Raw genomic sequence first — 14,168 nt, forward strand, 5'->3', positions numbered from 1 at the left:
CGAGCAAAACCGGCCGCACATCCCTTGGACAATGCGGCCGGTTTCAGTATTTCGTCTTGTCTCAAGTCGGGAATTGCTCCCGAAAATCCTTATTCGCCGGAAGCGTCGCCGTCGTCGCCGGAATCGGGACCGCCATTCTGCAGGAAGCGGTCGGCAATGAGGCCGGCATTCTGGCGCAGCGACAGCTCGATCTCACGAGACAGATCCGGATTGTCGCGCAGGAAGATCTTCGCGTTCTCGCGACCCTGGCCGAGACGCTGGCTGTTATAGGAGAACCAGGCGCCGGACTTTTCGACGATGCCGGCCTTGACGCCGAGGTCGACCAGCTCACCGGTCTTCGAAACGCCTTCACCATACATGATGTCGAATTCGACCTGCTTGAAGGGAGGCGCCATCTTGTTCTTGACGACCTTGACGCGGGTCTGGTTGCCGATCACCTCTTCGCGCTCCTTGACGGCGCCGATGCGGCGGATGTCGAGGCGAACCGAGGCATAGAACTTCAGCGCGTTACCGCCCGTCGTCGTTTCCGGCGAGCCGAACATGACGCCGATCTTCATGCGGATCTGGTTGATGAAGATCACCATGCAGTTGGACTTGGAGATCGAAGCCGTGAGCTTGCGCAGTGCCTGGCTCATCAGACGCGCCTGCAGGCCCGGCAGGCTGTCGCCCATCTCGCCCTCGATTTCGGCGCGCGGCGTCAGGGCCGCAACGGAGTCGACGACCAGAACGTCGATCGCGCCGGAGCGAACCAGCGTATCGGTGATTTCAAGCGCCTGTTCGCCGGTATCGGGCTGCGAGATCAGCAGGTTCTGCAGGTCGACGCCGAGCTTGCGGGCATAGACCGGATCAAGCGCATGTTCCGCGTCCACGAAGGCGCAGATGCCGCCCTTCTTCTGTGCCTCGGCAATGGTCTGCAGCGCCAGCGTCGTCTTGCCCGAGCTTTCCGGCCCGTAGATTTCGATGATGCGCCCCTTCGGCAAGCCGCCAATGCCGAGAGCGATATCGAGGCTCAGAGAGCCGGTGGAAACCGTTTCGATTTCGACCACGTTCTCGTTAGAGCCGAGCTTCATGATCGAGCCCTTGCCGAACGACCGCTCAATTTGAGAGAGTGCCGCTTCAAGTGCCTTGCTTTTATCCACCGATTTGTCCTCTACAAGCCGCAAAGAATTCTGAGACATTCGATCCACCTTTAGGTTATTGAAGCCGCTCTAGCAATGTCGCCGCCGATGAGAATTCTGTACTCTATTTGTTCTCATATCGCAAGAGCACAACAAGCAATTGAAAGAAAAAGGTAAAATGAATTCCGTTCTATTTTTGTTTTCTTCTTTCTTCCCAGGCACTTACATGCCCGAAGCGGTGAATTGCGAGATGTTTGCGGCTCGCTCGATTCGCCTTTTCCACTGCTGAGGATAACCCTATGGCGAAAAAGATTCTCGTTCTCGGCGGCGCCCATATCGACCGGCGCGGCCGCATCTTCGGCGATACGGAGCCGGGCGCCAGCAACCCCGGCGCATGGTTCGAAGAGCCTGGCGGCGGCGGCTTCAATGCCGCCCGCAATCTCGCCCGCCTGGGCTTCGACGTAAAGCTGATCTCGCCGCGTGGCGGCGATCCCTCGGGCGAGATGGTGGCGGAGGCAGCAAGCCACGCCGGCATCGACGACAAGCCCTTCGTCTTCCTCGATCGCAAGACGCCAAGCTATACGGCGATCCTCGAGAATGACGGCAATTTGGTCATCGCGCTTGCCGACATGGAGCTCTACAAGCTTTTCGTTCCGCGGCGGCTGGCGATTCGCGCCGTTCGCGACGCCTTCGAAGAAACCGACCTCGTTCTCTGCGATGCCAATCTGCCGGCGGAAACCTTAAGCGCGATTGCGGCAAGGGCCGCCTTTTGCGGCAAACCGGTCGCAGCCATCGCCATCTCGCCGGCAAAAGTCGTGCGGCTGAAGCCGAGCCTCGCTGGCATTGGCCATCTATTCCTCAACGAAGCCGAAGCTGCCGCACTGACCGAAATCCGTCCGGAAGACCCGCGCGAGTGGGTCAACGCTTTGCGCGCGCTCGGGCTGCGTAATGGCGTCATCACCCGCGGCAAGCGCGCGCTGATCGCCTTCTCACCTGATGCCATGGTAAGCCTGCAGCCGCCCATCGTCGACGAGGTTGCCGATGTCACCGGAGCGGGAGATTCGCTTGCCTCGGGCGTTCTCTCCGCTTTGCTCGCCGGTCACGATCTCGCGGAAGCCGTCCGCCATGGCGCTGCGGCAGCCGCGATCACGGTGCAATCGCCCTTTGCAACGGCGGAAAATCTCTCTCCCGAACTGCTAAAGACGATGCTGGCTCTTGTTCCCAGGGCCGAAATTCTGTCATGAAGCCTGTTCAAAACGCGTATACTGTTTCAGTGAATTGGAAACGACAATGACCCAGCCTATCTCGCCCCTGCTACCGATCTCCTATTCGAAGGAAGTCGCTGCCGCCAAGCTGCGCGGCGCGCCGCTCGTCGCCCTGGAATCGACGATCATCACCCACGGCATGCCCTATCCCGGCAATATCGAGATGGCCCGCAGCGTCGAGGCGATCATCCGGCAGGAAGGCGCAGTACCCGCAACAATCGCGGTCATTCACGGCACGCTGCATATCGGTCTTGAGCCGGAAGAGCTGGAAACATTGGCCAAGACGGAGGGCGCGATGAAGGTCTCGCGCGCCGATATCGCCTTTGCAATTGCCGAGCGCCGCACCGGCGCAACCACCGTTGCCGCCACGATGATCGCCGCAGCCCGCGCTGGCATCAAGGTATTTGCCACCGGCGGCATCGGCGGCGTGCATCGCGGCGCCGAAGAAAGCTTCGATATTTCGGCCGACCTTGAAGAACTGTCCCGCACCGGCGTCATCGTCGTCTGCGCCGGCGCCAAGGCGATCCTCGATATTCCGAAGACGCTCGAAGTGCTGGAAACCCGCGGCGTACCGGTCGTCACCTACGACAGCACCGAGTTTCCGGCTTTCTGGTCGCGCTCCTCCGGCCTGACGAGCCCGCTGACGCTGAACAGCCCGGCTGCGATCGCCAACTTCCAGACGACGCGCGAACAGCTCGGCATCGATGGCGGCATGCTGATCGCCAATCCGGTTCCGGAAGCCGACGAGATCCCGCGCGAGGAAATGGAAATCTATATCGAGCGAGCCCTCGATAGCGCCGAGCGCGACGAGATCACCGGCAAGGCCGTTACGCCTTATCTGCTGAGCACGATCTTCGACATCACCGAAGGCCGCAGCCTCAAGACCAACATCGCGCTTGTCGAAAACAATGCGCGTCTGGCTGCGGAAATCGCGGTCGCACTGGCCGAATAATTAGAATCTCAGTCACAAGAACGGCCGGGTGCGTCAAAAATCGCCCGGCCGTTCTTTTTGTTTCAAGCCAGGGAGAACAGACCGAGGGCCGATCGCAGCTCCGCAAGCGTTGCCTCCGTCCGCTTCCTTGCCCTTCGCGTGCCCTCGCGCACGATTCCCATCACATAATCCGGCTCGGCGGCATAACGCGCACGGCGCTCGCGGATCGGTGCAAGCAGCGCTTGCAGGACCCCCTCCAGATGTCTCTTCAGGGTGACGTCGCCAAGCCCGCCACGGCGATAGTGTACCTTCATCTCATCCACCAGCTGCAAATCCTCACAGAAGGCGTCCAAATAGGTGAAGACGACATTTCCCTCGATCTTTCCGGGATCGCTGACACGCAGGTGATCCCGATCGGTATACATTCGCCGCACGGCATCTCTTATCTCATCTGACGATGCCGAAAGCGAAATGGCGTTGCCCTGGGATTTGCTCATCTTCGCCTTGCCGTCGACCCCAGGCAGGCGCCCAACCTTCGGCACCATGGCTGCGGCCTCGACGAGAACGTCTCGCCCGATCTGCCGATTGAGACGGCGAACGATCTCGTTGGTCTGCTCGATCAACGGCGCCTGGTCCTCCCCGACCGGAACGACCGTCGCCTTGAAGGCGGTGATGTCGGCGGCCTGCGCGACCGGATAGCAGAGAAAGCCGGCCGGCACGTCGCGTTCAAAGCCGCGCAGCTGGATCTCCGTCTTGATCGTCGGGTTGCGCTCCAGGCGGCTGACCGTGACGAAATTCAGATAGAGCAGCGTCAGCTCCGCCAGCGCCGGCAAGGCGGATTGGACGCAGATCGTCGTCAGCGACGGGTCGATGCCGACGGCGAGATAGTCCGTGGCGACTTCAAGGACGTTGTGCCGCACTTTCTGGGGATCATGGGCATTGTCGGTCAGCGCCTGCGTATCCGCCAAGAGCAGGAATTGCTCGTGGCTATGCTGAAGCGCAACGCGGCTCTTCAGCGAGCCGACATAGTGGCCGAGATGGAGTGGACCTGTGGTCCGGTCACCCGTCAGGATGACAGGGCGAGTATCGGTAGGGGAAAACATTTCACTGCTCCGCAAAAGGAGCCGCCGCGATCGGGAAGGAAAATAGAAATAGACGAATGCCTGCCGGATCACGGCGGCAGGGTCGATTTCAAGACATGACGACTGCCGCTCCTAGAAGGAGCGCCACCACATACGGTAAATGGGCTTGGCAAGGTCGATCATGCAGCTGTCGATAGCATCTTTGCGACACCATCGGCAACAGCCGCCTCCCGTTTAATTCTTGTCCAGCGTCTCGCGCACAACCACGGCGAGCTGTTTCAGCGAGAACGGCTTCGGCAGGAAGCCAAACTGTGCGTCGGCCGGCAGGTTGCGGGCAAAGGCATCCTCGGCATAGCCCGAAACGAAGATGAACTTCAGATCCGGATATTTCTTGCGCAATTCGCGCAGCAGCGACGGCCCGTCCATTTCGGGCATGACGACGTCGGATACGACGACATCGACCTGTCCGTCGAGCTCCTCCATGATGTCGAGCGCCTCGACGCCGGAGCCGGCCTCGTGGACAGTATAGCCGCGCGTCTCAAGCATACGCTTGCCGCCGCGACGCACCGCCTCCTCGTCCTCGACCAGCAACACGACGGCGGACTTGCCGGTGAGATCGGCAGGTTCTTCCGTAGAGGCGGCTATACCGACACTCTGGTCCATGGCCGTGACATCGCGGCTTTCTGGCACTTTCGCTTCCGTCGCGACAGGCATCTCGACGATGTGCCGTGGCAGGAAGATGCGGAACGTCGTTCCCTTGCCCACTTCCGATTCCGGCTGAATATAGCCGCCGGACTGCTTGATGATGCCATAGACCATCGCAAGCCCGAGACCGGTGCCCTTGCCCACTTCCTTGGTCGTGAAGAATGGCTCGAAGATCTTGTCCATGATTTCGGGCGCGATGCCGGTACCGGTGTCGCTGACCTCGACGAGAACCATGTCCTCATGTGGCAAGTAGGGGTAGTTGAAGGCACTGACATCAGACGCGAGCAGATTGCGGGTGCGCAGCGTCAGCGTACCGCCGCCAGGCATGGCATCGCGGGCATTGACGCACAAGTTGATGAGCACCTGCTCGAACTGCGAGAGGTCGGTTTTAACAGGCCAGAGATCGCGGCCGTAGTCGACATCCAGCTTGACATGCGTGCCCGACAGCAATCTGTCGACCAGCATGCGGAGATCGCCGATCACATCGGTCAGATTGAGAACCGTCGGCCGCATGGTCTGCTTGCGCGAGAAGGCAAGCAGCTGCCGCACCAGCACGGCCGCGCGGTTGGCATTGCGCTTGATTTCCATCAGGTCGGCGAAGCTGGCATCAGACGGCCGCGCCTGCAGCAGCAAATGGTCGGAAGACAAGAGGATAGCGGTCAATACGTTGTTGAAGTCGTGCGCGATGCCGCCTGCGAGCGTACCGACGGCATTGAGCTTCTGTGTCTGCGCCATCTGCGTTTCGAGCGCCTTCTGCTCGGTCACCTCGACGGCATAGACGATGGCAGCCTCTTCCGGCGCCTCGTCGGTCTGGTCGATGACGGCATTGATATAAAAGCGGAAATGCCGCGTCTCATCCTTCGGATTACGGGAGTCGATCGGCGGAATGTCGCCTTGCCGGTCCTTGGCAGCAGCCAATGCCTGCTGCAGCCGCACCCGGTCGCTTTCATTGACGATGGTCTCAAGGGCAGCGCCGCGCTCGATATCGTCGCGGGATACCAGTTCCGAGAAGAGTTTCAGGAATGGTGCATTCGTCCGCAGAATGCGGCCGTTGCCGTCAACCGAAGCGATCGCCATCGGCGTATTGTTGAAGAAACGGCTGAAACGCATCGCGGCTGCGGAAGCCGATTGCTCCGTGTCTGCCCCGTTCTGCCGGGTCAGGACGATGGTGCGGCTCTCACCGGGAGCGCCGTCGCGCATCGATGTTACGCTGTGAACGATCTGCACCGGCAGGCTCTGGCCGTTGGCACGGCGCAGATCGAGATCGAGCGTCACCGTCTTCTTTAAACCTGGCTCTGCCTGAACGGACTGGATCAGCGCCAGCCCCTCGCCGGCCACGAGATCGCCGATCGTCATCGAGCCGGGAACGAACTTGGTGAGATCAAAGCCAAGCCATTCCGCAAGCGTCGCGTTGAGATAGAAAATCTCGCCCTTGCGGCCGGCGGAAAAGAAGCCGGCCGGCGCGTGGTCGAGATAATCGATCGCGTTCTGCAATTCCTTGAAGAATCGCTCCTGATCGTCGCGCTCGGAGGTGATGTCGGTAATCTGCCAGATATGCAGCGCTTTGTTGCTATCCTGTTCCGGCGACAGTACCCGCGCCTTCAGGCGATACCAATGGGCTCCTTGGCCGATCCCGTTGAAGGGACCGAGCGGCTTCAGCAACCGGAACTCCTCCGACCCCTCCTTGCCGTCGCGCAGGCCATTGGCGAGCCGGTAGAGAGCCTCGTTGGACTCACGGTTTCGCGACAGCAGCATCTCCAGCGACTGCACTTCCGTCGCCTTGGTCGCACCGGTCAGGCGACCATAGGCCGCATTGGCATAGACGATGCGGCCCTTCTCATCGGTGATCAGCGTCCCGTCGGGGTGACTGTTGAGGAAGGAGCGCGCCAGGCTGTCTGACTGCGGCTGCGGCATGACCTCGACGAAACCGATGATCGAGGAGACCAGGAAGAAGATGCCGACCATAGCAAGAACGCCCAGGCCGCCAAGCACAGACTCATTGTCGAGCTGGTTCTTAAAGACGACAAAGGCGGCGGCCGCGGCCACGAGAACGAGCGCAAGCAGGATGATGCGCAGCACAGTTCCCGAACGAACTCCGCGATCCACCAGCGGCACGCTATACTCGTCGGACGGACGCTGCTTCGTCATAAACCCCTCGTATCAGCCGTTCTCCTCGCGACATGTCATACACGTTAGGGGTCGCCGGAGTCGGACCTTTCGAATCTTCTTTATCAATTTGCGTCATCCACAAAAAGCTTTGCCGGGCCAGAAAGGTTTGAATTCACAAGCAATAGAATACGACAGCTTACAATCGCATCTTGTCTCCGGCGCAATCCTGTTCATATGATCGCCGTATAGAAGGGTCATTGGTCAAAGCTTTACCCGCGGTAGTTGCGTCTACTGCATAATTCCTTAAATCGGAATCGTTTTAGGGATAAAATTATGCAGCGGATTTAAAGTACTACAGCGACATCGGGGACAATTACGGAGTATCTCGACATGTTGGACGATATCGCCGGAGCCTATGGCAGCCGTTTCTTTCTCGCAGCCGGCGGAGTTGGCATTGCCCTGCTCGTGCTGATCGGCATTCTGTGGATCATGCGCAACCGCGCTCCTTCTCCCTTCGTGCGCGGCGGCAAGAACCGTCAGCCTCGCCTGCAGGTGCTGGATGCCGCCGCCGTCGATGCCCGCCGCCGTCTCGTGCTCGTACGACGCGATGGGATCGAGCATCTGATCATGATCGGCGGCCCGACGGACATCGTCATCGAATCAGGCATTTCCGATACCACCCGGGCTGGAACCGCCGCGACACCGGTCGAGATCCCCATGGCCTTTGAAGAGCGGCAGCAGAAGGCGGCTGCATTGGAAGCACCTCCCGCAGCGCTTCCGCAGCGCCAGCAATCCGCCGAGGACAAGATCGAAGCCTATTTGCGCAATGAACCCCGCCTTGCACCTGCGGCGGAACCCGCTCCAGTGCCGCAGGCCGCCGAGCGCCCACAACCCGCTGCCGTCAAGCCGCCGCAACCGCCCCCTCAGCCCGCTCCGGCGATCAGCGAGGCCGAAGCCGCTGACATACTGGATGCTGCCCGCCATGTCGTCCTGCCACAGCAACAACCTGCTCCCGCGCGCCCGCCGGCAGTCGAACCCACCCTCGCACCGACACCTGCTGCCGAACCCGGCAATGATTTCCAGCGCATACTGGAAGCGGAAATGTCGAAGAACCTGACCGCCGAACGGATCATTCCGAACGCACCGACACCACGGCAGGTGCAACAGCAGCCAAATGCTGCACCATCGCCGGTCCCAAGCCCGGCAAAACGTGTCGAACCCGAACTTGCTCCGCTAACCGGAACCGACAGCGCTCTTCAGAAAGAAGTCGCTCGCATCTTCGGAGAAATGAGCGTCAGCCGCGACAAATAGGGCGCGGCCTCTCAAACGCCAGAATCGAAAAAGGCACGGCGGATATCTCCGACGTGCCTTTGTTCTGTAAGCCCGGTCGAAACCGAACCACCATCACTCGTCGCGATAAACCTTCTCGCGGCGCTCGTGGCGTTCCTGTGCTTCGATCGACAAGGTGGCGATCGGACGCGCATCCAGACGCTTCAGGCCAATCGGCTCGCCGGTTTCTTCGCAATAGCCGTAAGTACCGTCTTCAATACGCTGCAATGCGGCATCGATCTTGGAGATGAGTTTACGCTGGCGGTCGCGAGCCCGAAGTTCGATTGCTCTGTCTGTTTCCGAAGAAGCCCGGTCGGCGAGATCGGGATGATTTGCGCTTTCTTCAGCCAGATGATCCAGGGTTTCGCGCGCTTCTCTAAGGATATCGTTTTTCCATGCTACCAGCTTCGCTCGAAAATAAGCCCGCTGGTTCAGATTCATGAACTCCTCGTCTTCCGAGGGCACATAACTACTAAGATCGATCTTCTCACTCAACGCGATTCTCCTGAAGAACATCTCATATGGCTGGGGTGTATATCCCAACCAATAGTACCGATTCAAGCCAAATAGATGCTGTCAACTGATTTTTAAATTTGTCATAAAATTCAGCTAAGGCTCTATTTTTTCATCACTTCTTCTCGTCGGCCCCGATTCTCGGCGCTCGTAACCTTCTTGTGAAGGCCGGGCATCTCGCCTTCACGCGGATCACCTCGCAGTTGACGGCACATGCGAACAGACGCTACCTCATTGGGGAAATCGAGCCTCGGAATTTCGCCATGATCAAAATTTCGCCGCCGCCCTCCAGGATCTATCTTCTACGCCATGCCGCAGCTCGGCAGGCTGCGCCCGGACAGAAGGATTTCGATCGTCCTTTAAGCGATAACGGCTATGCTGCTGCCGAGATCGTCGCGGAAAAAGCGGTCGACAAAGGCTACAAACCGGACTTCGTCATTTCCTCAACAGCAATGCGCTGTCGTCAGACTGCTGCAGCCATGCGCCGCGCCGTCACGCCCTCGACTGAATTCCGTTTTGTCGATGCACTCTATAATGGCACGCCGGATATCTACCTCTCGCTCATCTCCGCGCAGACCGACCAGGACTCGGTCATGCTGGTCGCGCACAATCCGATCATCGAGCTGACGCTCGCCGCGCTGATCGGACATGAAGCCTTCGCCGATGCTCTCCCACATGGCTTTCCGACAGCCGGCCTTGCTGTGATCGATGCGACACCATCGGGCTGGATCCTGACGGATTTTGTCACCGAATAGGGATTTCCCCGATATGGGCCTGGGCCGCGACCGCGCTCGCTACCGATTGCGGTCGCATAGCTGCTCACCTTTTCGGCGCGAGTTTCGATCCCTATATTCACGGCCACGCTGTCATCCAGGGATCCCGCCTTGCCCCCAAGCCTGACCTCTTTTACCGACGACGCCCTCATCGCCTTTGACAATCTGGCCGATCGCGCCGCCGGCCTCGTCAATCCGACGATCCGTTTGGGCGTTACGGGCCTCTCCCGTTCGGGCAAGACCGTCTTCATCTCCTCACTGGTGCATAATCTCCTGAATGGCGGGCGTCTCCCGCTGTTCGAGCCCGTACAATCCGGGCGCGTCTCCGCCGTTCGTCTGGAGCAGCAGCCCGACGACGCAGTACCGCGTTTTCAGTATGAAGACCACATTCGCGCACTGGTAAAGGATCGTATCTGGCCGGATTCGACGCGCGCAATCTCCGAGCTGCGCATCACGCTGGATTATCAAAGCGCAAGCGGCTGGAACCGTCTGTTTTCGCCCGGTCGCCTCTCGATCGATATCGTCGATTATCCGGGCGAATGGCTGCTCGACCTTCCGCTTCTGGCCAAGGATTTCCGCACCTTCAGCGAGGAAACCCTGGCGCTGGCAAATACCGGCATTCGCGCCGAGCTTTCACGTCATTGGCTCGCCATGACCGAGGGGGCCGATATAGCAGCACCCGCCGACGAGATGAGGGCGCGCGACCTCGCCACGGCCTTTGCCGACTATCTGAAGGCTTGCAAATCTGACGAGCGCTCGCTCTCGACGCTGCCGCCCGGCCGCTTCCTGTTGCCGGGCGATCTCGACGGCTCGCCTGCCCTCACCTTCGCACCACTGAAGCTTCCCGCTGAAGGCAGCGCGCCGAAAGGTTCGCTCTGGGCAATGATGGAGCGGCGCTACGAAGCCTATAAGGCCGTCGTCGTCAAACCCTTCTTCCGCGAGCATTTCGCCCGCCTCGACCGGCAGATCGTTCTCGTCGATGCCCTGCAGGCCATCAATCGCGGCCCGGAAGCGGTGCAGGATCTGGAAAGGGCGCTGACGGACGTGCTGGCCTGCTTCCGCCCCGGCACGAATTCGCTCCTGTCCTCGCTGCTCGGCCGCCGCATCGATCGCGTGCTGGTCGCCGCAACCAAAGCCGACCATCTTCACCATGAAAGCCACGATCGGCTGGAAGCATTGACGCGCCGCCTCGTCGAGCGGGCTATAGAGCGTATCGGCATGGCCGGCGCCGGCATCGATGTGATGGCTATTGCTTCGGTGCGCGCCACCCGGGAGGCGACCGTGACCCGCGACGGCCAGACGCTTCCGGTCATCGTCGGCACGCCAATGGACAAGGAAACCATCGCCGGCGAGACTTTCGACGGCAATCGCAAGACAGCGGTCTTCCCCGGCGATCTCCCGGAAAATCCCCGCTGGCTGTTCGAAGCCCTTGAACCGAATGGAGCAAAGGTCCATCTGCCCGAGGTGAACGTCGTGCGGTTCCGCCCGCCGGAGCTCGATGAAACCGGCGAAGGCATCAAGCTTTCGGTGCCGCATATCCGCCTCGACCGCGCCATGCAGTTCCTGTTCGGAGACCGCCTCGCATGACGAAATCAACCGAAAACGAGCCGAACGGCAACCGCCGCCCTGCCGTCTTCACGCTGGAACCGGAGGTGTCCGGCAAGGGATCGAACAACAAGGCCGCTCTGCCGATGATACGCAAGCCGCAAAGCTTCGATACCGACGTCGTGCTCACCCCCGATGCGGAAGACCCATTCATCAATCCGGCCCTCGGCGCTGATTCGGATGCAAATGCCATCGCCAAGCCCCGTCGCAAGGGATTCTCCTTCGGCAAGGTGGCGCTCAGTGCGCTTGGCATTCTTGTGTCGCTCGCTTTCGGTCTCTGGACAGATCAGCTCATCCGCGACCTGTTCAGCCGGGCCGACTGGCTTGGCTATACCGCCCTTACGGTCGTCGCCGTCGGCATCCTGGCCGTGCTTGCCATCGTCATCCGAGAGACGGCCGGCATGATGCGGCTCGCCGCGGTGCAGACCATCAAGGCAGAGGCGGAAGCCGCCGTCGTCGAGACCCGGCCGGCCCGCGCCAAAACCCTGGTCAAGCGCCTATGCACGATTCTGGAGGCAAATCCGGACACTGCAAGAGGCCGGGCGACCCTGAAGGCGGCCGAAGACGACATTATCGATGCGCCGCAGCTGATCGATCTTGCAGAGCGTGAGCTCCTCGGCCCCCTTGACCGCCGTGCCCGGGCGCTGATCCTTGGCGCTTCGAAACGCGTGTCCGTCGTGACCGCCGTCAGCCCCCGCGCGCTCGTCGATATTCTCTATGTCCTCTATGAAGCGGCAAAACTGGTCCGCGCCATGGCCGAACTCTATGGCGGCAGACCCGGCACGCTCGGCATGATGAAGCTGATGCGCGATGTGATCGCCCATCTCGCCGTCACCGGCTCCATCGCCGTCGGCGACAGCATCGTCCAGCAACTGATCGGCCACGGCCTGGCGTCGAAACTATCGGCGCGTCTTGGCGAAGGCGTCGTCAACGGCATGATGACCGCGAGGATCGGAATAGCCGCCATGGATCTCTGCCGGCCGCTTCCCTTCAAGGCACTCAAGCGACCGGGCATTGCCGATTTCGCCGGCGACCTCACGCCGAACGTCACCGGCCGCAATCCGGCGTGATGACCTGCAAATTAGGGACTTCAGCACCTTCGGAAACCAAGCATTAACCATTCTAGGGCAAAAGTGACAACTAGTTTCACGGTTTCGCCTCGCTAGGGAATGTCCATGTTTTCGCGTCGATTTCTTCTTGTAAGCAGCCTTGCCGCCGCAACCATCTCCACCGGCGTCTGGACGCAATCAGCCGACGCGGCACCCCGCGACAAGGCCTTCTTCCAGTCGATCTCAGGCACATGGAGTGGCCCCGGCGAGATCGTTGCCGGCAAGTACAAGGGCACGAAGTTCACCTGCAACCTCACGGGTAAGCCATCGGACAGCGGCAGCGCCGGCGTCAAGCTCGATGGCACCTGCCGCGTCGGCGTCTTCCAGCAGCCGATGTCGGCCGAGATCACCCAAAGTGGCGGCTCCTACACCGGAAAGTTCCTGGATGGCGCAGCCGGCAAGGGCCTCGACGTCACATCGGGCACAGTCAACGACAACACCGTCGTCCTCGGGCTGATCCGCCAGAAGCTGAACGGCGCCATGATCGCCCGCGTTCCCGACAGCAAGTCGATGAATGTCACCATTTCGGTGAAGGTCGGCGAGCAGATGGTGCCTGTGATCGGTGTCACGCTGAAGCGTGCCGACGTCGACCAGATGGCGGTTGGATCGATCCAGTAAGCATCGGATAGCAATTCATAAAGAGAAAGGCCGGCAAAATTGCCGGCCTTTCTCTTTATATAATATAGTCATATGCCTCAGTTCAGGCCGTCCGCCACCAGTCGCAGCTTTCATCCGCGATCTCGATGCCTTCCACATCGACATCGCGCAACCACTCACTGATCGTGCGACCGTTCACGATGAGGTCGGCAGCAAAGTCGGCAAGCGGCATCAGCACGAAACCACGCTCGACCATTCGCGGATGCGGAATGGTGAGCAGCGGCTCGGCCTGCTCAATATCTCCATAGGTCAGCACGTCTATATCGATCGTCCGCGGCCCCCAGCGCTCAATCCGCACCCGCTTCATCTGCCGCTCTATATCGAGACACACATCGAGCAGCGCTTCCGGCGCGAGGGTCGTATCGACTGCAGCACAGGAATTATAGAAGAAGGACTGGTCCGTCTTGCCCCAGGGCGGCGTGCGATAAAGCCGCGACACCGAAACCACATGACAATCGGCGCGCGCGTCCAGCGTACGCAAGGCCAGCGCCATGGCATGGACCGGGTTGTCCAGATTGCCACCCAAACCGAGCGTCGTCCGCACGGCTACACCTTCAGGCAAAATGCTCAATACTCACCTGCACATAATCGAGAACGCCCGGAACCGGGGCATTGGGCTTGCGTACCGTGATTTTGGCGCGGCGGATACTCGGAAAACGACGGCATAGCTCCTTCGCCACATCGAGCGCCAGCGCCTCGATCAGATAGCGTCGGCGCCCCGTCACGATTTCCTCGATGACGCTGAATGCGATGCCGTAATTGACGGTGTCATCGATCGAATCGCGCTCCAGTGCATCGCCAGCCTCGACATCGAGTTCAGCATCGACGAAGAAGCGCTGGCCGAGGAACTCCTCCTCATCATGCACGCCATGCCGGGCAAAGAAGGCGCAATTCTGCAGAGTAATGGTGTATGTCACAGCGCTCATGGCGTCTCTCCGTTTCGAACAGGCGCGATCGGGTCCGAAAACCGCT

At 60.3% G+C, this 14,168-nt stretch carries 13 protein-coding genes; 7 read left to right on the top strand and 6 right to left on the bottom strand.

From position 1 onward, the window contains the following. Positions 1 to 89: 89 nt before the first annotated feature. Positions 90 to 1,178 (bottom strand): recombinase RecA, encoded by a 1,089-nt coding sequence (gene recA / locus ABOK31_RS07985; protein WP_047633095.1) that lies wholly within the window; start codon positions 1,176 to 1,178, stop codon positions 90 to 92. Between the two features lie 239 nt (positions 1,179 to 1,417). On the opposite strand from recA, the gene ABOK31_RS07990 reads away from it, so the two are divergent. Both ABOK31_RS07990 and ABOK31_RS07995 read left to right on the top strand, forming a co-directional pair. Next, positions 1,418 to 2,362, top strand: a complete 945-nt coding sequence (locus ABOK31_RS07990; RefSeq protein WP_349958402.1) for a carbohydrate kinase family protein — start codon at positions 1,418 to 1,420, stop codon at positions 2,360 to 2,362. A gap of 46 nt (positions 2,363 to 2,408) precedes the next feature. Then, on the top strand, positions 2,409 to 3,335 hold the full coding sequence (locus ABOK31_RS07995) for a pseudouridine-5'-phosphate glycosidase (RefSeq protein WP_349958403.1): 927 nt from the start codon (positions 2,409 to 2,411) through the stop codon (positions 3,333 to 3,335). A gap of 62 nt (positions 3,336 to 3,397) precedes the next feature. On the opposite strand, the gene trpS is transcribed toward ABOK31_RS07995, so the two are convergent. Beyond that, positions 3,398 to 4,417: a tryptophan--tRNA ligase gene (gene trpS / locus ABOK31_RS08000; RefSeq protein WP_349958405.1), complete on the bottom strand. Its 1,020-nt coding sequence runs from the start codon at positions 4,415 to 4,417 to the stop codon at positions 3,398 to 3,400. A gap of 213 nt (positions 4,418 to 4,630) precedes the next feature. Continuing rightward, the gene (cckA, locus tag ABOK31_RS08005; RefSeq protein ID WP_349958406.1) at positions 4,631 to 7,249 is read right to left on the bottom strand and encodes a cell cycle histidine kinase CckA; all 2,619 of its coding nucleotides are present in this window, start codon (positions 7,247 to 7,249) and stop codon (positions 4,631 to 4,633) included. Positions 7,250 to 7,600: 351 nt separating this feature from the next. On the opposite strand from cckA, the gene ABOK31_RS08010 reads away from it, so the two are divergent. Further along, positions 7,601 to 8,521, top strand: coding sequence for a flagellar biosynthetic protein FliO (locus ABOK31_RS08010; protein ID WP_349958407.1), 921 nt, complete (start codon positions 7,601 to 7,603; stop codon positions 8,519 to 8,521). Positions 8,522 to 8,614: 93 nt separating this feature from the next. Here the strand turns inward: ABOK31_RS08010 and dksA are convergent, their stop codons facing one another. Beyond that, a complete protein-coding gene (gene dksA / locus ABOK31_RS08015) occupies positions 8,615 to 9,034 on the bottom strand; it encodes an RNA polymerase-binding protein DksA (protein ID WP_174177389.1) in 420 nt (139 codons plus the stop codon). Between the two features lie 281 nt (positions 9,035 to 9,315). On the opposite strand from dksA, the gene ABOK31_RS08020 reads away from it, so the two are divergent. The 4 genes from ABOK31_RS08020 (at position 9,316) to ABOK31_RS08035 (ending at position 13,157) form a co-directional block, all read left to right on the top strand. Next, positions 9,316 to 9,807 (top strand): histidine phosphatase family protein, encoded by a 492-nt coding sequence (locus ABOK31_RS08020; protein ID WP_349958408.1) that lies wholly within the window; start codon positions 9,316 to 9,318, stop codon positions 9,805 to 9,807. 129 nt (positions 9,808 to 9,936) lie between these two features. Then, positions 9,937 to 11,412: a YcjX family protein gene (locus ABOK31_RS08025; protein ID WP_349958409.1), complete on the top strand. Its 1,476-nt coding sequence runs from the start codon at positions 9,937 to 9,939 to the stop codon at positions 11,410 to 11,412. Next, the gene (locus tag ABOK31_RS08030; RefSeq protein WP_349958410.1) at positions 11,409 to 12,500 is read left to right on the top strand and encodes a TIGR01620 family protein; all 1,092 of its coding nucleotides are present in this window, start codon (positions 11,409 to 11,411) and stop codon (positions 12,498 to 12,500) included. Before ABOK31_RS08025 ends, ABOK31_RS08030 begins: the two co-directional genes overlap by 4 nt. 105 nt (positions 12,501 to 12,605) lie before the next feature. Next, positions 12,606 to 13,157, top strand: a complete 552-nt coding sequence (locus tag ABOK31_RS08035; RefSeq protein ID WP_174177381.1) for a hypothetical protein — start codon at positions 12,606 to 12,608, stop codon at positions 13,155 to 13,157. Between the two features lie 82 nt (positions 13,158 to 13,239). Here ABOK31_RS08035 and folK read toward each other — a convergent pair whose 3' ends face one another. Both folK and folB read right to left on the bottom strand, forming a co-directional pair. Beyond that, a complete protein-coding gene (gene folK / locus ABOK31_RS08040) occupies positions 13,240 to 13,689 on the bottom strand; it encodes a 2-amino-4-hydroxy-6-hydroxymethyldihydropteridine diphosphokinase (protein WP_234910135.1) in 450 nt (149 codons plus the stop codon). Positions 13,690 to 13,750: 61 nt separating this feature from the next. After that, positions 13,751 to 14,122, bottom strand: a complete 372-nt coding sequence (folB, locus tag ABOK31_RS08045) for a dihydroneopterin aldolase (protein ID WP_075850666.1) — start codon at positions 14,120 to 14,122, stop codon at positions 13,751 to 13,753. Positions 14,123 to 14,168 lie beyond the last annotated feature (46 nt).

Source organism: Rhizobium sp. ZPR4 (genome assembly GCF_040215725.1).
In the GTDB taxonomy this organism is placed as follows: Bacteria; Pseudomonadota; Alphaproteobacteria; order Rhizobiales; family Rhizobiaceae; genus Rhizobium; species Rhizobium rhizogenes_D.

Bases quoted from the DNA above. Each gene is read 5' to 3' on its own strand.
- recA (WP_047633095.1), bottom strand. From the start codon at position 1,178: ATGTCTCAGAATTCTTTGCGGCTTGTAGAGGACAAATCGGTGGATAAA.
- ABOK31_RS07990 (WP_349958402.1), top strand. From the start codon at position 1,418: ATGGCGAAAAAGATTCTCGTTCTCGGCGGCGCCCATATCGACCGGCGC.
- ABOK31_RS07995 (WP_349958403.1), top strand. From the start codon at position 2,409: ATGACCCAGCCTATCTCGCCCCTGCTACCGATCTCCTATTCGAAGGAA.
- trpS (WP_349958405.1), bottom strand. From the start codon at position 4,417: ATGTTTTCCCCTACCGATACTCGCCCTGTCATCCTGACGGGTGACCGG.
- cckA (WP_349958406.1), bottom strand. From the start codon at position 7,249: ATGACGAAGCAGCGTCCGTCCGACGAGTATAGCGTGCCGCTGGTGGAT.
- ABOK31_RS08010 (WP_349958407.1), top strand. From the start codon at position 7,601: ATGTTGGACGATATCGCCGGAGCCTATGGCAGCCGTTTCTTTCTCGCA.
- ABOK31_RS08020 (WP_349958408.1), top strand. From the start codon at position 9,316: ATGATCAAAATTTCGCCGCCGCCCTCCAGGATCTATCTTCTACGCCAT.
- ABOK31_RS08030 (WP_349958410.1), top strand. From the start codon at position 11,409: ATGACGAAATCAACCGAAAACGAGCCGAACGGCAACCGCCGCCCTGCC.
- ABOK31_RS08035 (WP_174177381.1), top strand. From the start codon at position 12,606: ATGTTTTCGCGTCGATTTCTTCTTGTAAGCAGCCTTGCCGCCGCAACC.
- folK (WP_234910135.1), bottom strand. From the start codon at position 13,689: ATGGCGCTGGCCTTGCGTACGCTGGACGCGCGCGCCGATTGTCATGTG.
- folB (WP_075850666.1), bottom strand. From the start codon at position 14,122: ATGAGCGCTGTGACATACACCATTACTCTGCAGAATTGCGCCTTCTTT.